Genomic DNA, 22,602 nt, shown 5'->3' with positions numbered 1-22,602 from the left:
GAAGATAGCGCATGAGTCAAAAATTAGTCTGTAACTGCAACGGCACCATGCCCTTAGATGCAAAAGAAATGGGTGTGCCGATTCATCAATCTTTATGCAGGCAAGAGGTCGGTTCTTTTTTAAAAGCGCTAGATGGGTCTGATTCATTGGTAATTGCATGCACTCAAGAGGGTGCGCTCTTTAGTGAGTTGGCCGATCAGGCTGGAAAGCCTTTGGTTGCGCCACTGCGTTTCGTGAACATTCGAGAAGTTGCCGGCTGGACGCAAGAAGCTAAAGCATCTGGACCCAAAATTGCTGCTTTGTTAGCTTTAGCAGATATGCCTGAGGCTGAGCCTGTCCCAGTGGTGAATTACGAGAGCCAAGGAAGGTTGCTGATCGTCGGCGCTGGCTCCCAAGCCATTCCTTGGGCTGAAAAGCTTAGTCAATCTTTAGATGTTTCCGTTCTGTGTACTGAGCCTGGAGACTTGCCGCTTACTCGCAGTTACCCAGTATTTACTGGTGTAGTGACTAAGTTGGATGGTTATTTAGGTAATTTTTCAGTTAACTGGGGTCTGCAAAATCCGATTGACCCCGAGATGTGTACTCGCTGTGGTGCTTGCGTCGAAGTCTGTCCTGAAGGCGCTATCGATCTTTCCTTTCAGATTGATTTAAGTAAATGCAAATCCCATCGTGATTGCGTAACCGCTTGTGCTGGTATTGGTGCCATTTCTTTTGATCGAAAAGATCGTAAGCGTAATTCAGAATTCGATCTCATTTTAGATTTGCGCGTCGATCCAGCAATGCGCATGAGTCAAATCCCTCAGGGCTACTTTGCCCCTGGCGCAGATCCTTTAGATCAGGCGTTAGCAGTAAATCAGCTATCAGAAATGGTAGGAGAGTTTGAGAAGCCTAAATATTTTGTCTATAACGAAAAAATTTGTGCGCATGGTCGTAATGGCAAAGTTGGTTGCAACGCTTGTATCGATGTTTGTTCAACGGGTGCGATTGGTTCAATCTTTAAAAATGGCCAAGGCTCTGTAGAGGTCAATCCAAACCTTTGTATGGGTTGTGGGGCCTGCGCCACCACTTGCCCATCCGGTGCAATACGCTACAACTACCCAAGCGTTCCTCATCAGGGCAAAGAGCTGAAAACAGTTGCGAGTGTCTTTACCGCTGAAGCTAAAAAGCTTAATCAAGCAATGGCCCCAAGTTTGCTTTTGCATACCCTCAAAGCTGGCACGCAAATGATTGATGGCTTAGGTAGATCTTCACACATCATGCCAAAACGTTTTGAAGGTCTACCTTCGTTTGTCATGCCTTATGGCATTGAACACATTGCTTCAACAGGCTTGGACTTATGGCTTAGTGCTCTGACATATGGTTTTGCTGAAGTGACCTTGTTATTAAGTGGTGATGAAGATCCCTCATATCGTGCTGCACTTGAAGAGCAAGTAGATTTAGCAAATAGCATTTTGAAGGCTTATGGCTTTGATGAACGCATTCACTTGATCTTAGCGAATTCTGTTGAAGATCTATCGACAGTATCAAAAGCAATGGGCGCACTGCGTCAGCGTGGTTCGCTTACCCCTATATGCACGCCTGCAAGTATTGGCTTATCTAATCAGAAACGCGAAACACTAGAGGCGGCTCTTGAGCATTTGCAAAAACAGGCCAAGACTCCATTGCCTGAGGCAGGAGTAGTCCTTCCAAAGTCTTCCTTATTAGGCGGCCTGGCCATTAACAGAGATGCTTGTACCTTGTGCATGTCTTGTGTGAGCGGCTGCCCTGAGGGCGCGCTTTTAGACAACCCTGATGAGCCCATACTTTCGTTCATTGAAAAGCAGTGTGTTCAATGCGGCATCTGCGTGCAAACCTGTCCTGAGAAGGCCTTAACACTTGCCCCTCGCATACAAACAGTTGAGCAGCGCAAGCAGCGGACCACCCTAAATGAAACGCAGGCTTTCCATTGCATTAGCTGTGGCAAGCCTTTTGGAACGCTTAAGATGGTTGATCTCATGCTGACTAAGCTAGGAGCGCATGGCGCCTTTGCTGGTGCTGCAATGGATCGATTGAAGATGTGTAGTGATTGTCGGGTTGTAGATATGGTGAAAAAAGAAATATGAGTGAAATAGAAAAAGATGCAGCTAATGGAGCGGCGGCAGAGAATTTGGCCGCAGAAGTAGGAGATGTTGGCTTGCCAGAGGATTTAGCGCGGGCAGATTTATATGGCTTGATCGCTCGTTTTTTTCAGATGCCACCCGATCAAGAGCTTTTAGACCAAATTGCAGCAACAGCAGATCAATATGATGCTGCCGATGAGGCGCCATTGGCTAAAGTCTGGATGGACGTGGTTGAGGTTGCTAAAAATAATCCCGCCAAGGCTTGGCATGATGAGTTTGATTTGAATTTCATTAGCGTTGGCAAGCCCAACGTTGTTCTGAACGGCTCCTTTTACATGGCTGGCCATTTAAACGAGAAGCCTTTGGTCAATATTCGTAATGCTTTGGCTGAATTTGGGCTTGAGGCTGCTCAAGAGATTACAGAAACCGAGGACCATATTTCTGCTCTTTCTGAGGTGATGCGATATCTGATTGCCGGTGATGATGTTGAGATATCAAACCTTACAAATCAAAGGGTTTTTTTTAACCAACACATTCGGCCCTGGTACGACGAGTTATGTGATGCAATAGAGGGCATTCCGGAGATGCATCTGTACCACCCAATCGCCTCTCTAACTAGAGAATTCTTAGCAATCGAAGGGCAGAGCTTTGACATGATTTGATGTTGCACCGCAATATACATATCACCCTAATAACTAATAGTTACAGCAATATGTCAAAAATGCGATTTCCCATTACACTTGATTCAGATCAAGAAGACCCATATAGGAGCATGCCATGACCACCAAATCCAAAGTCGCTTTAAGCGAAGAAAATAAGCCATCGCGCCGTAAGTTCTTTATTGGTGCAGGCGCCGCTGTTGGTGCTGTCGCCGTGGTTAGCCAAACCCCAATAGGTAAGGCTGTTATCCAAGAAATTAGCGGTGCAAAAGTAGTGAAAGATGTTGGTCAAACCATGACCTCCCACATGCGCAAGTATTACGAAACCACTTTGATTTAACGATCTTTAATTTGCTTTTGTTTCAACTGGCATTCAATAAATAAAAAAACTTTTTCAGGGACAACATATGAGTCTGACTCGTAAATCCAATACCCCACAAAGCAGTCGTTCAACATCACGCCTGATTGGCAGCTTGTCACGTGGCTTAAAAGCTGCCGTGCCAACGATGGATCGCCGTTCATTCCTTAAACGTTCAGGCGTAGGAGTTGGTGCCGGTATCGCTGCTAGTCAATTAAGCTTCGTGCAAAAAGCCTCTGCTGAGCAAAGCAAGGCAATGCTTGATGGCAAAGGGAAGATTGAAGTCAAGAGATCCATCTGTACTCACTGTTCAGTAGGCTGTGCGGTTGACGCTACAGTTGAAAATGGCGTTTGGGTTCGTCAGAATGCTGTGTTTGACTCCCCAATTAATATGGGTGCCCACTGTGCTAAAGGCGCTGCCTTGCGTGAGCACGGCCACGGTGATTACCGTTTACGCTACCCAATGAAGTTAGTCGATGGAAAGTACCAGCGCATTTCTTGGGACCAAGCTTTAACTGAAATTACTGCGCAGATGAAGTCTATTCGTGAGAAATATTCTCCGGATGCGATGTTCTTTATCGGCTCATCTAAGCACAACAACGAACAGGCCTACTTACTCCGTAAGTGGGTCTCTTTCTTTGGCACAAACAATACAGACCATCAGGCTCGCATCTGTCACTCCACAACAGTAGCGGGTGTTGCAAACACCTGGGGCTATGGTGCGATGACCAATAGCTATAACGACATGATGAATTCCAAGGCTGCTTTGTACATTGGTTCAAATGCTGCCGAGGCTCACCCAGTTTCAATGTTGATGCTTTTGCACGCAAAAGAAAATGGTTGTAAGGTGATCGTGGTTGATCCGCGCTACACACGTACTGCTGCTAAATCAGACCAGTACATTCGTATTCGTTCTGGTACAGACATTCCTTTCTTGTTCGGTATGCTGTATCACATCTTTAAAAACGGCTGGGAAGATAAGAAATACATCAATGACCGTGTTTATGGCATGGAAGAGATCCGCAAAGAAGTAATGGAGAAGTGGACGCCTGCAGCAGTTGAAGAGGCTTGTGGTGTTCCTGAAGCACAGGTTTATCAAGCCGCTAAAACTATGGCAATGAATCGTCCTAGTACAGTTGTTTGGTGTATGGGTCAAACCCAGCACACCATTGGTAACGCCATCGTACGCGCTTCCTGTATTTTGCAATTGGCCTTAGGTAACATTGGCAAATCTGGCGGCGGTACAAATATTTTCCGCGGACACGATAACGTTCAAGGTGCAACTGACGTAGGTCCTAACCCAGACTCATTGCCAGGCTACTATGGCTTGGCTGCTGGTTCATGGAAACACTTCTCAACTGTTTGGGGTGTTGACTACGAATGGATTAAAGGTCGCTATGCACCTGACATGATGGAGAAATCAGGTACTACTGTTTCTCGTTGGGTGGATGCGGTTCTTGAGAAGAATGACATGATTGACCAGCAAACAAACGTTAAAGGTTTGTTCTTCTGGGGTCATGCGCCTAACTCTCAAACTCGCGGCCTTGACATGAAGCGTGCGATGGATAAGTTGGATCTTTTGGTTGTTGTAGATCCATACCCAAGTGCTACTGCTGCAATGGCTGCAATGCCTGCCGCAGAAGGTCAAGCAGTTAACAAGAATCGTAATGTTTACTTATTGCCTGCTACAACGCAGTTTGAGACCTGCGGCTCTGCTACAGCATCGAATCGCTCTTTGCAATGGCGTGAGAAGGTAATCGATCCATTGTTTGAGTCTGTTCCTGACCATGTGATCATGCAAGCATTTGCTGATCGCTTAGGTTTTGGCGAAGAGTTGTCTAAGAATTACAAGATGCTCAACTCTAAATACGCTGGTAAGCAATGGAAAGAGCCGCAAATTGAAGACATCTTGCGTGAGATTAATCGCTCATGCTGGACCATTGGCTATACCGGGCAAACTCCTGAGCGTCTCAAAGCGCACATGAGAATGGTTGCCACATTTGATCCGAAGACTCTAAAGTCTCGCGGCGGTGTTGATCCAGTCACTGGATATGACACAACAGGCGATTACTATGGCTTGCCTTGGCCTTGCTACGGTACAGCAGCAATCAAGCATCCTGGTTCACCAAATCTGTATGACACCAGCAAGAGCGTCATGGAGGGCGGTGGTAACTTCCGCGCCAACTTCGGTGTAGAGCGTGAAGGCGTCAGCTTGCTTGCTGCCGATGGTTCTTACTCTAAGGGTTCAGCTATTACAACTGGCTATCCAGAGTTCGATCACGTATTAGTGAAGAAGTTGGGCTGGTGGGATCAGTTGACCGATGACGAGAAAAAACTTGCTGAAGGCAAGAACTGGAAGACTGACTTGTCGGGTGGTATTCAGCGCGTGGTAATGAAGAACGGTTGTCATCCATTTGGTAATGCGAAAGCACGTGCAGTAGTTTGGAACTTCCCAGATGCAATTCCAACCCACCGTGAAGCGCTTTACAGTACAAATGCGCCAATGATGCGCAAGTACCCAACTTCTGCTGATAAGAAGAACTTCTGGCGCTTACCAACTCTCTATAAGACTGTTCAAGATCAAAACTTGAATCAGAAGTTATATGAGAAGTTCCCAATCATTCTGACCTCTGGTCGTTTGGTTGAGTATGAGGGTGGCGGAGATGAGACTCGTTCCAATCCATGGTTGGCAGAACTCCAACAAGAAAACTTTGTGGAGATCAACCCAAAGGCTGCAGCGGATCGCGGCATTAAGAATTGGGATTATGTTTGGGTGAAGTCACCAACAGGTGCCAAGATCAAAGTGCGCGCAATGGTTACAGAGCGTGTTGATCAAGGAACTGCTTTCGTACCATTCCACTTTGCTGGTTGGTGGCAGGGCGAGAACATTCGCAAATACTATCCAGAGGGTGCGGCTCCTGTAGTTCAGGGTGAAGCGGTCAATACTGCAACAACGTATGGTTACGACCAGGTAACGATGATGCAAGAGACTAAAACTACTATGTGTCAAATCGAAAAATTTGCCTAAGTCAAAAAATAAAGTCAGGAGAACACAATGGCAAGAATGAAATTTATTTGCGACACAGAGCGATGCATTGAATGCAACGGTTGTGTCACGGCCTGTAAAAATGATAATGAAGTGCCTTGGGGTGTTAATCGCCGCCGTGTTGTTACGGTAAACGATGGCATCATCGGTCAAGAAAAGTCAGTTTCAGTTGCATGTATGCACTGTAGTGATGCTCCTTGTATGGCGGTATGTCCAGTAGATTGTTTCTACCGTACGGATGAGGGCGTTGTGCTGCACGATAAAGATATCTGTATCGGTTGCGGCTACTGCTCTTTTGCTTGCCCATTTGGCGCACCACAGTTCTTAAGCAAGGGCGCCTTTGGTTCCCGTAGCAAAATGGATAAGTGCACATTCTGTAGCGGCGGCCCTGAAGAAAATGGCAGCGTTGCTGAGTTTGAAAAATATGGCCGTAATCGTTTGGCAGAAGGTAAGTTACCACTCTGTGCTGAGATGTGTTCAACCAAAGCATTGATCGGTGGCGATAGCGATATTATTTCTGGCATCTTTAATAATCGTGTTGCGACACGTGAGAAGAACGGCAAGTACCCAGGATCCAAAGCTTTCGGTTGGAATACTGCGTACGGTGGGCCTGATGCGCCTGCGCCTACACCAACACCTGCTGCAAAAATTCCAGGAGCTCAATAATGAAAGTGAATTTCAAAACTCTTGGCCTATGTTTTGCAACAGCTACCTTGTTGGCCGCTTGCTCTGAGCCACCGGAAATTGCTGCTAAAGCTGCTAAGCGTCCAGATGTTGCTCCTTATATGGGTGCCAATAATGGGTTTATGACTAAGAATTGGACGCCAGGTAATCAGGCGAGCTGGACTGAGTCGATTGACAATCGCAATCAAGGTCAAAACGAATACAGTCGCGTTAAGTGATCCACTAAATAACTATAAATAAAACGAAAACGTTTAAGGACATGTGTATGAAACGATCATTTTCTAAAGTTCTACGCACTTTGGTGGTGGCTGCTGGTTTGTCGCTGACTATGGCAAGTGGAATCAGTTTCGCAGAGCGCGCGCCGATGTTGCCTTTGCCTTCTCCTAGTGGAGTAGACGTGCCTCCTGCATCTGCGCCGGCAAATCCAAACGCTTTGGCTAATGGAACTCAAGCGCAAGCTCAGCCCGCAAACCCATCGATCTTCATGGCACCAAACAGCGATCCACAAAACTACGTCAGTATTCCGGATAAGCAAGCAGGTGTTTTGATACAGCGTGCCGGTCAAGAGTGGCGTCTGATTCGTAACGGCATCATTACTGTTTACGGAGGCTGGTTATTGGCGATTGCCTTCTTTGGAATTATTGCCGTGTACACCCTCAAGGGCTCAATCAAACTTCATGAGCCAATGTCAGGCATTAAAGTGAAGCGTTTTAGTGCATTGGACCGCATCACTCACTGGGTGATGGCCTTTAGCTTCCTGGCCTTAGCCTTTACTGGCTTGATGATTTTGTATGGCAAATATTTTGCTATGCCATTGATGGGCGGTGTCGCATATGGCTCTTTCTTGTTTGTTTGCAAGAATGTCCATAATTTTTCTGGCCCATTATTTACTCTTAGCATTGTGATTTTCTTTTTGCTCTTTGTCGGTAAGAATATTCCAGAAAAAGGCGATCTCAATTGGCTGTTAACTTTCGGTGGAATGTTTAGCGGCAAGCATGTGCCTGCTGGATTCTTCAATATGGGTGAGAAGTTTTGGTTCTGGTTCGGTATGACTTTCTTAGGCCTGGTAATTTCTGCCTCAGGATTTGTGCTCGATATGATTGTGCCGTTCATGCAGATTGAGTATCTGCGCGGCACCATGCAAATTGCCAACATCATTCATAGTAGCGCTGCAATCTTGATGACTACCATGGCGATGGGCCATATTTATATCGGCACAATTGGTATGCAAGGTTCAATCGATGGCATGAAGACCGGCTATGTAGATGCTACGTGGGCTAAAGAGCACCATGAGCTCTGGTATGACAAGTTAAATAAATAAGGACGAGCCATGAAAAAAATCATTGCTTTTACATTCTGCGCATTTTCCTCTGCCGCAGCTTTTGCAACTCTTCCACCCCTGACGCCAGAAGCTCAGGCAGCAGCAGATTTGGCTAAAGCAAAAACTGCTTATGTCGACAAGGTTGGCGCCTATCAGTTATGCCAGGCACAAAATCGTGTTGCAGATCGTTTCAGGGTGGCTGGTACAGCTGCACCTGCTGCATGTGTAGCTCCGCCACCATTTGTGCCGCCAGTGGTTGCGGCAGCGGCTGCTCCAGCAGCTCCAGCAGCATCAGCAACACCCGCAGCACCAGCTGCTAAGTAATTAATCACTGAGCAATTCTTGATGTAAGTAGCGTTTTGCTGCTTGTGTTTGAGGATCAGCAAAGAAGGGGCCTACGGGTCCCTTTTCTTTTATCTCGCCTTGATCAATAAAGATGATGTGCTTAGCAACTCTTTGTACTTGAGCTAGTTGGTGAGATGAAAAAATCACATTTGTCCCTTGCCGATCAAATTGACGGATCAATTCTTCCACTTGTTCTGTGGTGCTGGGGTCTAGGTTGGCGGTAGGCTCATCCAGCAAAACCAAACTGGGTTTCTGAAGAATGGCTCTGCCAAGACAGAGTTTTTGTCTTTCGCCTGCAGATAATTTATGTGCTGGGCTATTAGCTAGGTCACTTAAACCTACTTGCCCAATTACGCGGTCTATATCAGCATTCGCAATGGACGCGTCAGCATCACAAACCATTGCGATATTTTTTTTAGCCGAGGCTTTGATCATCGGTGTGTGATGTAACACTAATGCAGTCTTTGTTTTGAAGGAGTAACTCACTGTTCCGCTATCTGGCTGAATCAGTCCATCTAGAAGTTTCAGGAGTGTAGTTTTGCCAGCGCCATTCGGTCCAATACAGGCAGTGATTCTGTCTGCCGGAATAATGGCATGGGGGATATTGAGAATATTTCTGCCATTGCTCTTAACGATAATGTCTTTGAGTTCTATGAACTTTTCAAATTCTGGTGATGTATTAACCATAGCGGCGCTCCGCAATTTGGCGAACTGCAAAAGTAAATAGATTGGCGAGCAGAACAATGGTTAATAGGACGATGCCAAGGGCGAGGGCCAAAGGCAAATCACCTTTGCTAGTCTCCAAGGCAATAGCGGTAGTCATTGTTCTGGTGGAGTGATCAATATTGCCGCCAACAATCATGACGGCCCCAACCTCGGATATCGCCCTAGCTAGCCCAGCAAGGATGGCAATAGTAAGTGAGAAGCGGCAATCCCAAATTAGCCACTTTAACCGCGATAAGGGCGGCAGTCTGAGGCTCAGGAATGAATCGCGGTGTATTTTCCAGGAATCCTCCAGTATTTGTCGGCTGAGGGCAGCGATTAATGGGGTTGTGAGCAGCGTTTGAGCAACGATCATCCCCTTGACAGTAAATAGCCAGCCCCACATGCCAAGGGGCCCTGTACGAGAGAGCATGAGATAAACCAAAACACCAACAATGACCGTGGGTACCCCCATTAGGGTATTCAGGGTCACGATAATGGTCTTTTTGCCAGCAAATCGTTCTGTTGCCAGTAGGGCGCCGATTGGTAGACCCAGGAGTGTTCCAATGAGCAGTGCTGACAGGCTGACCTGCAGAGAAACCAAGACGATTCCCAATACCCCACCATCTAAATGGGTGAGCAAGGAAAGGGCGTCTTGAAAAGCTTTTAACATGCGCTTGATTCTATCAAGGCAATGGCAAAATGACTGTAATGAGATTGATTCCCCTATTTTTGACTTATGGCTGAAGTGGTTTGCCTCTGTAATGAGGTCCTCGACGTGGATTTGCGTGAGTACTTAGATGCCCACCCGATAGACTCAATTGACGAGTTGCGGGAGCAGGCGTCAATTTGCAATAAATGTATGCAGTGTCAGGAGCTAGTTGAGGGTGAAATCTATTTAGCACGCGTTCGACGACAGCGTGCAGCGGGACAGTTTTAATGAGCATCAATAAAACATCCCGTTTCACAGTATTGAGTATGAATGTACATAAAGGCTTATCGCCTTTACACAGATATTCCACTATTTATCAGTTGCGCCAAAAAATGCGCATCCAACACCCTGACCTCCTTTTCTTGCAAGAGTTACAGCAAGAGCATCGAGGAAGGATTCGGCGCTTCAGTCAATGGCCGCTAACAGAGCTGACGCACTTTCTCTCTGAAGATTTTTGGCACGATTGGCATTATGGAAAAAATGTTGAGTATCGCGATGGGCATCATGGCAATGCCATCCTTTCTAAACACCCTCAGCAAAAGGGAGATAACTACGACATATCAGCATATCGCTTTGAGAGTCGTGGGTTGCTACATAGCGTTACAAAACTGGATGGCATGGATCAACCCATTCATTGTTTTTGCGTGCACTTGGCACTCTTTGAACGGGGAAGAGAGCGCCAACTAGATGCCATCATTGGGCATATTCAGGATTTGACTCAAAATGGTCCCACGATCGTAGCGGGGGACTTTAATGATTGGCGCAATCGCGTGAGTGCACCCATGAAGGCTGCTGGTTTTGATGAAGTCTTTGAGGTGCTTACCGGTTCGCCTGCAAAAACATTCCCAAGCGTGAAGCCGTTGCTCGCTATGGACCGCATTTATGTTCGAGGAATAAAAGTACATTCAGCAGAAATTTTGCATGAATGGTTAAAACTATCAGATCATCTGGGTATAACTGCAGAATTGGAACTTAAATGAATGACTTATTAGGAATTTTTATTAATACGCAATCTGCATTCAATTTGAGATTGATTTTATTAATTCATTTTTTAATTGTCACCTACTTTATTGGTGTAATCATTTCCGTCAGAAGGCCAGCAGGAGTTGCATTTGCGTGGATTTTTATTGTGATGACTTTTCCACTATTGGGGATTTCTTTATATGTATTGATTGGTGAACGTCCAGTAGGACGTAGTTTGACGCGAAAAATTAAACGTATGAATCTAGAGTATGCGCAAATTACCCAACAGTTATGTAAAGAATTTGCGAGTGAAAGATCAAAATTACCTGTAGAGGCTAGGGCTTTAAGTATCTTGGCTGAATCAAAGAATGGCACTCCAGTTGTCGATGGAAATAAAGTTGAACTTTATACAAAGTCACTCGACATTCTTCAGTTATTTATTGATGAGATTAATCAGGCTCAAAAGACTCTGAATATGGAGTTCTATATTTGGGCTTTAGGAGGAGATGCTGATCGGGTAGGGGAAGCTGTCATTGCTGCTGCAAAACGTGGGGTAGCTTGTCGGGTTCTATTAGATTCTCTAGGTAGCAAGGATTGGTTCAAGTCGTCATGGCCAGATCGTTTCCGAAGTGCGGGTATTGAAGTGACGGAGGCATTACCGATTCAGATTGGCCGCTTCCAGTTCCGTCGGGCGGATCTGCGCTTGCATCGAAAAATATTCATCGTAGATGGCTCTGTAGTATGGACTGGCAGCATGAATTTGGTTGATCCTCGAACTTTTAAGCAGGACTCTGGGGTGGGCGAATGGGTTGATGCCATGGTGCGTGTAGAAGGTCCTGTAGCGGCACAGTTTGAATTGACTTTCTCTTTTGACTGGAGTGTTGATAATCCGAAGATCACTCACTTTAATGACCGTTCCCCTGCGCCTGCGCCTAGAGAGGGCGGGGTTATCGCGCAGGAATTTGCTTCAGGGCCGGTTTACCGTGATGACATTTTGTATCAAGTGATGCTCTCAGCTATTATTGATGCGCGTGAAGAGTTGACTATCACGACGCCTTACTTTGGTCCAGATGATGGCTTACTTCAAGCGCTTATGGCTTCCGCAAGGCGTGGTGTGAATGCCACCTTAATTGTGCCAAAACTGAATGATTCGACTTTAGTGGCGTGGAGCAGCAAAAGCTTCTATCAGGATTTAATGGCCTCTGGGGTCAAGATAGCTCAATTTAAAGGTGGCCTATTACATACCAAGAGTCTGTTGATTGATAAGCGCATTGCAATTTTTGGTTCAGTCAATTTTGATCAACGTAGCCTGCGCTTAAACTTTGAGATTAGCTTAATTGTTTATGACAACGACTTCTGCGCTAATCTCGACAAGTTAATTCAGTCCTACTTAGAGCAATCGGATTATGTTGATCCTAAAGCTTGGGCAAAAAGACCGGCATGGCATCGCTATCTTGAGAATGCGGCACATCTCACCTCGCCACTGCTTTAAATCGCTCCGCTCGCCCGCATATTTGTAATGTCAGACTCCGCTATTTCGAGTTCTTTTAGGATGGAGTCTGTGTGCTCTCCAACAGCAGGAATGGAGTCCATGCGATAGTCATAGCTGTCATTGAGACCGGGTGGTAACAGAGCTGGAATAGGACCATTGGGTGTATCTACCTCGGTCCAACGATTTCGGGCTCTAAGCTGCTCATGTTTCCAAAGACCTTCCATATCGTTGAGATGGGCGTTTGCAATTTGCGCTTTCTCAAGTCTGGCGATCAATTGTTCGGAGGTAAGCTTACTAAAGCATGCATTAATGATTTCTAAAAGTTCAATCCGTTTTTCATTACGCTTGAAGTTGCGATCAAAACGTTCATCCGTTCCAAGCGCTGGATTTTCTAATACAGTCTCACAAAACTGCACCCATTCACGTTCATTTTGAAGTCCCAGCATGACGGTTTTGCCATCTCCAGCCTTAAATGGGCCGTATGGATAAATGGTTGCATGAGATGCACCATTTCTTGGGGGTGGTTCTGCGCCTTTATAGGCGTAATACATTGGAAAGCTCATCCATTCGCTTAGCGATTCCAGCATGGAGATATCAATCACTGAGCCTTTGCCTGTTTTCCCTCTTTGCAAAAGTGCTGCCAAGATGTTGGTATAGGCATACATGCCTGCTGCAATATCTGCAATAGAATTGCCGGCCTTGCTGGGTGCTTCTGGAGTTCCGGTAACCGATAAGAATCCAGCTTCACTTTGGATGAGTAAGTCGTAAGCTTTTTTATCTCGATAGGGGCCGTTATTTCCGTAGCCTGAGATGTCACAAAGAATGAGCCTGGGATTTTCTTTTTGCAAGATCTCTGCAGTTAGTCCCATGCGAGCTGCAGCGCCAGGCGCGAGATTTTGCACTAAGACATCAGCAGTTTTTAACAAGGTCTTGAGTATTGCAATAGCAGCTGGTTGCTTGAGATCTAAGGCCAAACTTTCCTTAGATCGATTTACCCAAACAAAATGAGAGCTTAGTCCATCTACTTGTGTGTCATATCCCCTAGCAAAGTCGCCACCACCAGGACGCTCTACTTTGATTACTCTCGCACCTAAATCTGCTAATTGACGTGTACAGAAGGGCGCTGCAATTGCGTGCTCTAGAGAAATAACGGTAATCCCATCTAATGGACGAATACTCATGGCGCTCGCTTAAAAAGATCTAGGTAGACCAAGAACATGCTCGGCAATATAGGAGTAAATCAAATTCGTTGAAATCGGAGCGACTTGATAGAGACGCGTTTCTCTAAACTTACGTTCGACATCATATTCATTGGCAAAGCCAAATCCACCATGAGTCTGTAAGCAGACATTGGCAGCTTCCCAGGATGCTTTAGCTGCCAAGTATTTGGCCATATTGGCCTCAGGACCACAAGGCTGGTGGTTATCGAATAACTCACAAGCCTTAAAGCGCATCAGATTAGCGGCTTCAGTTTCAATATAGCTATCGGCAATCGGAAATTGAATACCTTGGTTTTTGCCAATAGGGCGATCAAACACTACGCGGTCATTGGCATAGCGGCGAGCGCGATCAATAAACCAATAGGCATCACCAATACATTCGGCTGCAATTAATACGCGCTCTGCATTGAGGCCATCCAGAATGTATTTAAAGCCTTGCCCTTCGGTGCCAATGAGATTCTCCGCAGGAATCTCAAGATTATCAAAGAACACTTCGTTAGTTTCATGGTTGACCATATTGGCGATTGGTCTTACTTCCATGCCCTTACCAATAGCATCAGCAAGGTTTACGATAAAGATCGACATGCCTTCCGACTTCCGTTGCACTTCACTCAGTGGAGTAGTTCGTGCCAGCAGGATCATGAGGTCAGAATGCTGTATGCGTGAAATCCAAACCTTTTGACCATTCACTACATACTTATCACCCTTTTTAACTGCAGTAGTTTTTAATTTGGTGGTATCAGTTCCGGTAGTGGGCTCGGTGACGGCCATGCTTTGGAGGCGCAACTCACCCGATGCAATTTTTGGGAGATACATTTTTTTCTGCGCTTCAGAGCCGTGACGCAATAAAGTACCCATGTTGTACATTTGTCCATGACATGAACCTGAGTTGCCACCGGAAAAGTTGATTTCCTCCATGATCACGGAGGCCTCAGCTAGGCCCAAACCAGAGCCGCCATATTCTTCTGGAATTAATGCAGCCAACCACCCAGCTTTGGTCATGGCATCTACAAAAGCTTCTGGATAGCCACGCTCGTGATCAATCTTTTGCCAATAGGCGGAATCAAAAGATCCACAGAGGTCACGCAATGCTTCACGCATTTCTTGGTACTGGTCTGGCTTAGGAATAGGGTGATTCATAAAAGTCTCAATTTATAGGTTTTATGGCGTATCTAGCGTCTCAGGCATTAGTTTAAGCAAGATTTGAAATTCATGGAGATTGTCTAAAACAAGGCAAAATAGACTGCATGAGAGCCAAAGAAATTCATTCGTATGCCAGCGCCCTAGAGGCCATTGCGTAATGGAGCATATGTTTGATCATTTTTTTACATGGTTTGAAATGCCTTCGGTTGGTTTGCCGGCGGTCTTCATTAGCGCTTTTATTTCTGCGACTTTAATACCCGCTGGTTCGGAGCCTATTCTATTTGGCTATATCACTCTGAACCCTCACTTATTTTGGGTTGCCATTATGGTTGCCACAGTTGGAAATACATTAGGTGGGATGCTCGATTGGTGGTTAGGGGTATTGGCGCGTAAGAGTTTTAAGGTGATGGATGGGCCGAGTAATAGTCGTCTTAAGCGCTGGCTAGCAGAGTGGGGACCTAAGCTCCTGCTATTGTCTTGGCTGCCTGGATTGGGCGACCCTTTGTGCCTAGCGGCAGGGTGGCTAAAGCTTCCTTGGCAGCCATGCCTTATTTATATGTTCATTGGTAAGCTATTTCGTTTCATTATGCTTACCTGGCTACTTACATTAGTCCCAGATACCTTTTGGCACCAGCTGGGACATTGGCTGCATCTGATTTAAACCGCGCAATACTTCTGCTGAATCTCATCGTTGTTTAAAAGGTTCTGCGCAGTGTCATGAAACACAATCTTGCCCTGATCCAAGATGTAAGCTCGATCAGAAATTTTGAGAGCTTGCTGCACGTTTTGCTCTACGAGAAGAATAGTTAAGCCTTGCTGTTTTAATTTAGCAAATAACTCAAACATTTCTTCAACCAAAACCGGCATGATGCCCTCTGAGGGTTCGTCGAGCAGAATGACTTTGGGTTTACCAATCATGGCCCTGGCAATCGCGAGCATTTGTTGCTCGCCACCCGACATTGAAGTGCCGTCTTGATTCAAGCGTTCTTTGAGTCTAGGGAAAGTTTCAGCGATTTCATCCACTAAGACTCCCATGTCACCAGAATTCTTCTTGGCGATTACACCCAGCTCTAAGTTTTCTTTGACAGTCAGTCCTGGAACAATACGGCGATCCTCTGGAACATAAGCGAGTCCCAAGTGAAAACGTTCATGAGCGGGTAAATCTAAGAATGAGGTGCCATCAATAGATGCTTTACCTTGACGCTTGGATAGTAGGCCCATAAGTGAGCGCAGAGTGGTCGTCTTACCTGCACCATTACGACCCATGAGGGTGACAATCTCACCTTTATTCACTTCAAGTGAGACTCCTTGCAGTACATGACTGCGGTCATACCAAGCGTTCAAATTTTCTACACGCAACATAATTTGCTTTCTCTTTAACCTTGACCTAGGTACACACGACGTACCTCAGCATTATTTTGGATTTCTTCTGGAGTGCCTTCAGCCAAGAACTCGCCGTGATGCAGAACAATGATGCGTTTACATAGACCCATAATGAGCTTCATCTTGTGCTCAACCAGAATCACCGTGCGCTCGCTGGCGAGAGTGCGAATGAGCTCCATCATGACCAGTGTTTCCTCGGGAGACATGCCCGCGGTTGGCTCATCAAGCAGTAGGAGGTTAGGGTTACAAGCCAAAGCCATAGCAATTTCTAGTGCGCGCTGTTGGCCGTGAGCAAGGTCACCAGTTTTCTTATTGCGTAAGTGCTCAAGATTGACTCTGCGGAGTAATTCATCGGCAATTTCAATTGGCTTTGGGTAGCTTTGGGCGTTACGCAAAAAGTTATAGCGTGCTGTTTCCATTTGCGCAGCTACACGGACATTCTCATGAACGCTCAGTTGCTTAAAGACGTTCGTAATCTGAAAGCTTTTAGAAATGCCAATGCGAGCAAACTCATGTTGCTGCATACCAGTAATGTCTTTGCCATTAAATAGAATTTGGCCACTTGTAGGAGGGAAGGCGCCACTTAAGACGTTAAAGAAAGTGCTTTTTCCTGCGCCATTTGGACCAATGATTGCAGTCAGTGTTCCGGGCATAAAGCTAGTGGATACATCTTGCAGTGCCTTGAACTTACCAAAGCTCTTGCTGACATGACGTGCTTCAAGAATAGGGGTGATAGTGGCGCTATTCATTATTTCGAATCCTGATTAATTTGTAGCTTGCTCAGAATGGTGCCCCAGATACCTTTAGGGAAGAACAGCACAAAGAACATAAAGACTAAGCCAACAACGGCCATCCAGTGTTTAGTGAAGGTAGTGACAACATCCTCCAGGTAAAGCATGACTGCAGCTCCAATGAATGGACCAAAGAATGTACCCATACCCCCCAGAATGCTCATCATGACTGCCTGGCCGGACTGCAAATAGTGCAGGGAATCAATCGGAACAATAGAGAGGTGCAGGGCGCGTAATGAGCCTGCTAAGCCGCAAATTGCTGCTGACAAAACAAAGACCAATAATTTGGTTCTTGCTACGTCAAATCCGCACGCTGCAGCACGTTTTTCATTCTCGCGAATCGCTTCCATTACAGCGCCTAAGGGTGAGCTCAGAATGCGCGAAATCAACCAGATTGCTATCACGACAAAGAAGAGAATGATGTAGTACTTCACCAGCGGATTTAAAAAGTCAACTGGGATGCCTAGGACGTTAAATTCATCGACTCGGACTCCACGTAAACCATTCTCGCCACCTGTAAGGCTTTCCGCCTTATAGAAGAGGTAATACACAATTTGACCAAGCGCTAGGGTCACCATAGAAAAGTAGATGCCGCGAGTGCGAATGGCAAGGTAGCCCATGATGAGGCCACCTATAGCTGCGCCCAGAATGCCAACCAGAATTGCAGCCCCCCATGGCATCCCATAGTGAACAATGCTAATGCCAGTGATGTAGCTGCCAATACCTAGGAATGCTGCGTGACCAAAGGATAGTAGCCCCATGTAACCAAACAGCAAGTTAAAGCCCATAGCGAACAAACCAAAGATCAAAATATTGATCGCTAATGCTTCGTACGGCATGATGAATGGGAAGATTGCCAGGAATAGAGTGCTGACTAGAACGCGATGACGTGCAATAAGTTGGAAGAATGAATTCATAAATATACGGAGCCTTAGCCCATCGCTCCTGCTTTACCAAATAAACCTTGTGGGCGAATTAACAGTACTACTGCCATCAAAACAAAAATGGAGAGTTCCGCTAAGTCAGGGAAGAAGAGTGAGGTCATGCTGTAAACGATGCCGACCAATAAACCGGCAACAACTGCTCCTACTGGTGAGCCCATGCCGCCAACAACAGTTACCACAAATGACTCCGCCAAAATGGGGATGCCCATTTCTGGGTTTACTGAGCGTGTTGGGGAGGCCAGGATTCCGGATAAGCCCGCAATTGCACAGCCTAATCCAAAGACTAAAAGCCACACTTTAGCAATATCAACACCAAGTACTTTCACGATCTCTTGATCAGCAGCGCCAGCCTTAATGATCAGGCCGTAGCGCGTCTTTTGAATGAAGAACCAGACACCCAAAATAATGACAGCGGTAGCAGCAATTAAGAAGAGTCGATATTTAGGGAAATAACCAATACCTACATTTACTGTTCCGCCAAGACCCTCTGGGGTAACAGAAGGGAGACCCTCAATGCCAAACGTAACGCGCATGACTTCGATCAAAACATAAGAGAGGCCAAAAGTCAGTAGCAAAGGGTAATCCAAGCCCCGTCCATAGAGCGGCCTTACCAAGAAACGTTCTGTGACTAGACCTATACCACCGGTGAGCAATGGGGTTAGCACCAAGCTAAACCAAAAGCTTCCAGTGATGCCTAAAAAGTACACACCTAAAAATGCGCCCACCATAAAGAAGGCGCCATGTGCGAAGTTCACCACATTGAGCATGCCAAAAATAAGACATAAGCCAAGGGCTAGAAGTGCATAGATACTGCCCAAGGCGATGCCTGTAAGCAATTGCATGCAAAGTAGTTCAAATGAAAGACCGGTCATAAATGTACTCAGAAAAAACTCCCCTCAACCAAATGGTGTTGGGGAGTGGATCAGGGTGAATGAGATATCCACCCTGAAATTTTTGGATTAGGCTTTGTGGCCTAGCTCTGCGCAAGAGCGCATGTTTTTCTCAGTAGTAGGTTCAATCGTCAAAATATTGAAGACGTCATACTTGTCTTTCATATTCTTGGATTTGGACTCTACGATGATGACGGTTTGCACGGCCTGATGGTCGCACTTACGATAGTACTCAGGTCCCTTGTACCAGTCGTACTTCATATTCTCCATTGCTGTGACCACTTTTAGGGTATCAGTAGACTTTGCAATCTTCACCCCAGCCAAGACGCTCTTCACGCCAGCGTAGCCTAGTGCGCCGTAGTCAGACGGTACGGAGCCGTTATACATTTTGCGGAAAGCGTCGTTAAATGCTTTTGCGGTTGGGATACGATCTTCTAGACCCCAGTAATAAGATGTGCCACCAATAATGCCTTCAAAGGCTTCTGGCCCACCAGCAAGACGTGAAGTGTAGAGAAGTACCGGTGTCACAATCTTCATGCTGGATTTAAGGCCAAAGTCAGTACATTGTTTTGCTGCATTGACTAAGTCGCGACCAAAGTTACAGAGAACCAAAATATCTGGGTTCAAAGCTTTGATGCGTGGTAGGAACGCGGAGTAATCGGATGCGCCCAATGGATGACGGATGTCAGCCAAGGTAGTGGCACCCATTTCTTTGGCTGCACGCTCAAAAGCGCGGACCATTTCGTGGCCGTAAGCGTAGTCAGCCGTGAGGAAGACAATTTTTTTGCCAAAACGAGGAATGGAGTAGCGCGCTACAGCACCAGCAGTCATGGTTGGGTTAAGTGCCTCGTGGAACGTATAAACGCTCCAGTCTTTCGCTTCGTTAATTGCATCAGATTGGCTGATGGAGTTAAACAAAACCTTACGCTCTTTACATACGGCGTTGATTGAGAGTTGTGTCGCTGCCGATAGTGAGCCAACTACAAAGTTGACTTTATCTTTTTCAATTAACTCTAAGGTGCGAGTTGCTGCTTCGCCTGGGTTAAGTTTGTCATCGCGTACCAAGAGTTCTGCTTTGCGACCATTAAATCCGCCGGCATCGTTAAATTCTTTAATGGCTAATTCGGCAGCCTTTACTTGATCCTGTGCCTCGGCAGAGAATGGACCAGTCAACGGAGTTGGAAAGCCGATCTTAATAGTGTCAGCTTGAGCGTTTGCAACATTAAGCCAAAGTGGTGTGCTTGCAGCTGCAGCTCCACCAATCAACATCTGTCGTCTTGTTTGATTCGTTACTTTTTGTTTCATGGTTGTCTCCTCCATATAAAACTTAGTTAAATAAGAATACTTTTTGTTTTTTTAAATCTTAACTGAATGCACCATTTAGTGTGCAGATTCAGGCACTGCTTTCCCTTGAGCTAATAGTTCGCTGATATCAATCGCAGTTTCCGCCATGACAGTATCGGCATTTCTTTTGAGCTTCTCGTTATCCCTATTACCCTTAGTGCCCTGGGCTTGCATATAGCGTCCTAAATATTGCGCTCTAGCCACTACCTGCTGGCCCAATTGGAGTCGTTCATCACCATAGGCGCTGAGTGCTGCAGGGGAGGCGCCAAGTGCGGCAATATGCTTTGCAATCACTATTGCCTCATCAGCTGCCTTAGTAACACCCATCCCAACATGTGGTCTACCAACAAATGCTGCATCACCCATTAATGCGATTCTGCCAAAGACAATTTGTTCGGAGCGAACGTCATAAATCGCTTGCAAGAATGGCGCTGCTGTTTTTTCAAGAATCTCAGCGTATTGAGGCGCCAGAATTTCTCGCGCTACTTTACGCATTTGTGCAATATGCTTCCAAGATACTTTTAGCGGTGGAATGCCAGTCGGATAGTAATGTCCGTTGTCATCGGTCAAGAGGTTAACTAACTCCTCATGTTCTGATGCCGGGCGATACCAAACAAAGTTATAGCGACGCTTGCCTGGGCGCGTATCGTTGCCAGAGCCGGCTACTGGGTAGCCCAGCATTTGCTCACCATTGGGTAAGCAAAAGCCAAAGCGATTAAATAGGGTATCAAGTGTGTAGTTTGATAAGCAGGCTTCATCACATACGCCGCGCCAAGCTATATAGCCAGCGTACTCGGGCTGAATCTGTGGCGCAACTTGAGCCCTTACTCCAGAACGAATGCCATCGGATGCAATCAGTAGCTCAGCATCATATTGACTGCCATCTTCACAAATTACCTGAACAGCGTTTGCATCTTGTGCAACGGACTTCACTGTCTTTCCTTGAAGGTAGCTTTCACTCGGAAAGCTTTCCTTGAGCATCTGATACAAGCGACTCCAGGATGTAAGCACTTGAGGTAATTCCATTTCACCCAGACTTTGGCCATCAGCACCTAAAGTAATGCGCTTGGTAACGGGTACGCCCAATGTCTCATCAACAGTGACTCCAGCGGCTTTTAGTGCTTGGGCCAAGGCATCATGAGTCACGATACCCGCACCGCGTCCGTCCAAGGATCCAACCGTCTTTTCTAGCAAGGTAATGTCATGGCCTTGGCGCAGCAAAATGTTTGCTGCGAACAAACCGCCAAGAGAGCCACCAACAACTAGAATTTTTGCCATCAATAGCCCCTATGCCGCTTTCGAATCTAGGGCAGTTTTTTCTGATGCTGGATAGTTCAATTCAATGACAATGCCATTAGGATCATCCAAAAATATTTGATGGAGTCCTATTACCGGTACGGTTCGCTCGCGATAGGAAATCTTTAATTCTTTTAATAGGTTAATTTTCTCTTCTAAGCCAACTGCAAAAAAAGCAATATGATCAACCGCGCCAGATCCATAAAGTGAACTAGGATCCCGCTCCCCCAAATATTTTTTTAGTCCGTTTGGATCATTCTTATCAATAGCAATGAGGTGTAAGACCGCATTTGCCCAGCTACTGTCATCGCCGTTATAAAGCCAAACACCTGGAAACGGGAACTCTGGTCTTGGGCCGACTGTTAGACCAAGTAGCTTGCTATAGAAGTTAGTAGTTTTTTCAATCTCGAGACTGCGAATAGAAAAGTGATTAAGACTTAAGTTAGACATGTTGACCTTTTAGGTTAAGCAAATAGTGATTTAGCGGAATGAAGGTAGGACTGAACACGGTCGCGAATGATTTCTTGTTCTGTATTGGGGCTCTCAGCAGCATAGATAGCTTGTCCATAGATCCAGCGTCTCATACCGATATAGAAGATCCCACCATGCAGGCCCATGAGAAATTCAAGTTCACGCTGCGTAGGTTTTGATGTATCTGATCTTCCGCAATACTTACGAGTCTCCCGAATGAGTCTTGGTAATAAGCGAGTGCGCAAGAGTTCAAAGAAGCGATCGCTGATGGAATGATCACTTAAGCCAGAGAAAATCAAGATGCGCACAAAGTCATAAGTTAGGACTGTGTTGGAGTAATCCAAATAAAAAGCATTAAATTTTTCCTCTGGAGTAAGCGAATCATCATCCAGTAGGTCTTCCCATTCCGGCTTCCACCTGGATTCAAAGACTTCTTTGTAAACCTCTTGTATCAGCGCATCTTTAGTTGGGAAGTAGTGATAGAGCAGTGTATGAGTGATGCCTAATTCTTTGGACAAATTCCTTAATTGGCCATCGATGCCATTTCTGGCAAAGAACTGAATCGCGCTATCCAATATTTGGCGTTTCCGCTCGGCGGTCCCCATTCTTTTTCTAGTGGGCGCCATTGAGCCTTCTGAAATTTCAGCAGTATTTGGGCTGGTAACGTTATCTTCAGTAAAACGCATGGGTTCTCAGGGTTTATCCGAATTTGGACTTATTGACCAAAAGTTAAATAATG

The 22,602-nt window shown here is 45.9% G+C and carries 24 protein-coding genes; 12 read left to right on the top strand and 12 right to left on the bottom strand.

Annotation, left to right across the window (positions count from 1 at the left end):
* The first annotated feature begins 11 nt into the window (after positions 1–11).
* From ICN36_RS02895 to ICN36_RS02860, 8 genes are all read left to right on the top strand, one after another.
* Complete coding sequence (locus ICN36_RS02895) at positions 12–2,102, top strand: 4Fe-4S binding protein (protein WP_216226918.1); 2,091 nt, start codon at positions 12–14, stop codon at positions 2,100–2,102.
* Complete coding sequence (locus ICN36_RS02890; RefSeq protein WP_216226917.1) at positions 2,099–2,761, top strand: molecular chaperone; 663 nt, start codon at positions 2,099–2,101, stop codon at positions 2,759–2,761. The genes ICN36_RS02895 and ICN36_RS02890 overlap by 4 nt, the downstream gene beginning before the upstream one ends.
* A 115-nt stretch (positions 2,762–2,876) precedes the next feature.
* Entirely contained in the window at positions 2,877–3,098 is a 222-nt protein-coding gene (locus ICN36_RS02885) for a formate dehydrogenase (RefSeq protein ID WP_216226916.1), read from the top strand.
* A gap of 67 nt (positions 3,099–3,165) precedes the next feature.
* Positions 3,166–6,144 carry a formate dehydrogenase subunit alpha gene (locus ICN36_RS02880; RefSeq protein WP_216226915.1) on the top strand — a complete coding sequence of 993 codons (2,979 nt, stop codon included), beginning with the start codon at positions 3,166–3,168 and terminating at the stop codon, positions 6,142–6,144.
* A gap of 27 nt (positions 6,145–6,171) precedes the next feature.
* Entirely contained in the window at positions 6,172–6,828 is a 657-nt protein-coding gene (gene fdh3B / locus ICN36_RS02875) for a formate dehydrogenase FDH3 subunit beta (protein WP_216151914.1), read from the top strand.
* A complete protein-coding gene (locus ICN36_RS02870) occupies positions 6,828–7,064 on the top strand; it encodes a hypothetical protein (protein WP_216226914.1) in 237 nt (78 codons plus the stop codon). The genes fdh3B and ICN36_RS02870 overlap by 1 nt, the downstream gene beginning before the upstream one ends.
* Positions 7,065–7,111: 47 nt before the next feature.
* Entirely contained in the window at positions 7,112–8,167 is a 1,056-nt protein-coding gene (locus ICN36_RS02865; protein WP_216226913.1) for a formate dehydrogenase subunit gamma, read from the top strand.
* A gap of 9 nt (positions 8,168–8,176) precedes the next feature.
* Positions 8,177–8,491 carry a hypothetical protein gene (locus tag ICN36_RS02860; RefSeq protein WP_216226912.1) on the top strand — a complete coding sequence of 105 codons (315 nt, stop codon included), beginning with the start codon at positions 8,177–8,179 and terminating at the stop codon, positions 8,489–8,491.
* Here the strand turns inward: ICN36_RS02860 and ICN36_RS02855 are convergent, their stop codons facing one another.
* Positions 8,492–9,199 carry an ATP-binding cassette domain-containing protein gene (locus ICN36_RS02855; RefSeq protein WP_216226911.1) on the bottom strand — a complete coding sequence of 236 codons (708 nt, stop codon included), beginning with the start codon at positions 9,197–9,199 and terminating at the stop codon, positions 8,492–8,494.
* Positions 9,192–9,887, bottom strand: coding sequence for an ABC transporter permease (locus tag ICN36_RS02850; protein ID WP_216226910.1), 696 nt, complete (start codon positions 9,885–9,887; stop codon positions 9,192–9,194). Before ICN36_RS02850 ends, ICN36_RS02855 begins: the two co-directional genes overlap by 8 nt.
* A gap of 66 nt (positions 9,888–9,953) precedes the next feature.
* Between ICN36_RS02850 and ICN36_RS02845 the strand changes: the two genes are divergently transcribed.
* Genes ICN36_RS02845 through cls form a run of 3 tightly spaced genes read left to right on the top strand, consistent with a single transcriptional unit; the run spans position 9,954 to position 12,381 of the window.
* Positions 9,954–10,154, top strand: a complete 201-nt coding sequence (locus ICN36_RS02845; RefSeq protein WP_068321724.1) for a (2Fe-2S)-binding protein — start codon at positions 9,954–9,956, stop codon at positions 10,152–10,154.
* Positions 10,154–10,906 carry an endonuclease/exonuclease/phosphatase family protein gene (locus ICN36_RS02840; protein ID WP_216226909.1) on the top strand — a complete coding sequence of 251 codons (753 nt, stop codon included), beginning with the start codon at positions 10,154–10,156 and terminating at the stop codon, positions 10,904–10,906. The genes ICN36_RS02845 and ICN36_RS02840 overlap by 1 nt, the downstream gene beginning before the upstream one ends.
* Positions 10,903–12,381, top strand: a complete 1,479-nt coding sequence (gene cls / locus ICN36_RS02835; RefSeq protein WP_216226908.1) for a cardiolipin synthase — start codon at positions 10,903–10,905, stop codon at positions 12,379–12,381. The genes ICN36_RS02840 and cls overlap by 4 nt, the downstream gene beginning before the upstream one ends.
* Here cls and ICN36_RS02830 read toward each other — a convergent pair.
* Both ICN36_RS02830 and ICN36_RS02825 read right to left on the bottom strand, forming a co-directional pair.
* A complete protein-coding gene (locus ICN36_RS02830) occupies positions 12,378–13,562 on the bottom strand; it encodes a CaiB/BaiF CoA-transferase family protein (RefSeq protein ID WP_216226907.1) in 1,185 nt (394 codons plus the stop codon). The genes cls and ICN36_RS02830 overlap by 4 nt on opposite strands.
* A 9-nt stretch (positions 13,563–13,571) precedes the next feature.
* A complete protein-coding gene (locus tag ICN36_RS02825) occupies positions 13,572–14,741 on the bottom strand; it encodes an acyl-CoA dehydrogenase family protein (RefSeq protein ID WP_215392306.1) in 1,170 nt (389 codons plus the stop codon).
* A 160-nt stretch (positions 14,742–14,901) separates the two neighbouring features.
* On the opposite strand from ICN36_RS02825, the gene ICN36_RS02820 reads away from it, so the two are divergent.
* Positions 14,902–15,405, top strand: coding sequence for a YqaA family protein (locus ICN36_RS02820; RefSeq protein WP_216226906.1), 504 nt, complete (start codon positions 14,902–14,904; stop codon positions 15,403–15,405).
* Here the strand turns inward: ICN36_RS02820 and ICN36_RS02815 are convergent.
* From ICN36_RS02815 to ICN36_RS02780, 8 genes are all read right to left on the bottom strand, one after another.
* A complete protein-coding gene (locus ICN36_RS02815) occupies positions 15,402–16,106 on the bottom strand; it encodes an ABC transporter ATP-binding protein (protein ID WP_216226905.1) in 705 nt (234 codons plus the stop codon). The two genes, ICN36_RS02820 and ICN36_RS02815, sit on opposite strands and share 4 nt — an antisense overlap.
* Before the next feature lie 14 nt (positions 16,107–16,120).
* On the bottom strand, positions 16,121–16,876 hold the full coding sequence (locus ICN36_RS02810) for an ABC transporter ATP-binding protein (RefSeq protein ID WP_216226904.1): 756 nt from the start codon (positions 16,874–16,876) through the stop codon (positions 16,121–16,123).
* Entirely contained in the window at positions 16,876–17,835 is a 960-nt protein-coding gene (locus ICN36_RS02805; protein WP_216226903.1) for a branched-chain amino acid ABC transporter permease, read from the bottom strand. The genes ICN36_RS02810 and ICN36_RS02805 overlap by 1 nt, the downstream gene beginning before the upstream one ends.
* Before the next feature lie 14 nt (positions 17,836–17,849).
* Positions 17,850–18,704 carry a branched-chain amino acid ABC transporter permease gene (locus ICN36_RS02800; protein WP_255531215.1) on the bottom strand — a complete coding sequence of 285 codons (855 nt, stop codon included), beginning with the start codon at positions 18,702–18,704 and terminating at the stop codon, positions 17,850–17,852.
* 117 nt (positions 18,705–18,821) lie between these two features.
* Entirely contained in the window at positions 18,822–20,057 is a 1,236-nt protein-coding gene (locus ICN36_RS02795) for an ABC transporter substrate-binding protein (RefSeq protein ID WP_255531214.1), read from the bottom strand.
* A gap of 75 nt (positions 20,058–20,132) precedes the next feature.
* On the bottom strand, positions 20,133–21,374 hold the full coding sequence (locus ICN36_RS02790) for an FAD binding domain-containing protein (RefSeq protein ID WP_216226901.1): 1,242 nt from the start codon (positions 21,372–21,374) through the stop codon (positions 20,133–20,135).
* 9 nt (positions 21,375–21,383) lie between these two features.
* On the bottom strand, positions 21,384–21,842 hold the full coding sequence (locus tag ICN36_RS02785) for a VOC family protein (RefSeq protein ID WP_216226900.1): 459 nt from the start codon (positions 21,840–21,842) through the stop codon (positions 21,384–21,386).
* Between the two features lie 14 nt (positions 21,843–21,856).
* Positions 21,857–22,549, bottom strand: a complete 693-nt coding sequence (locus ICN36_RS02780; protein ID WP_216226899.1) for a TetR/AcrR family transcriptional regulator — start codon at positions 22,547–22,549, stop codon at positions 21,857–21,859.
* Positions 22,550–22,602 lie beyond the last annotated feature (53 nt).

This window comes from Polynucleobacter sp. UK-Gri1-W3 (assembly GCF_018881595.1).
Taxonomy (GTDB): Bacteria; Pseudomonadota; Gammaproteobacteria; order Burkholderiales; family Burkholderiaceae; genus Polynucleobacter.
The sequence above is the reverse complement of the archived record's forward strand: the minus strand, read 5'-3'. Positions and strand labels throughout refer to the sequence as shown.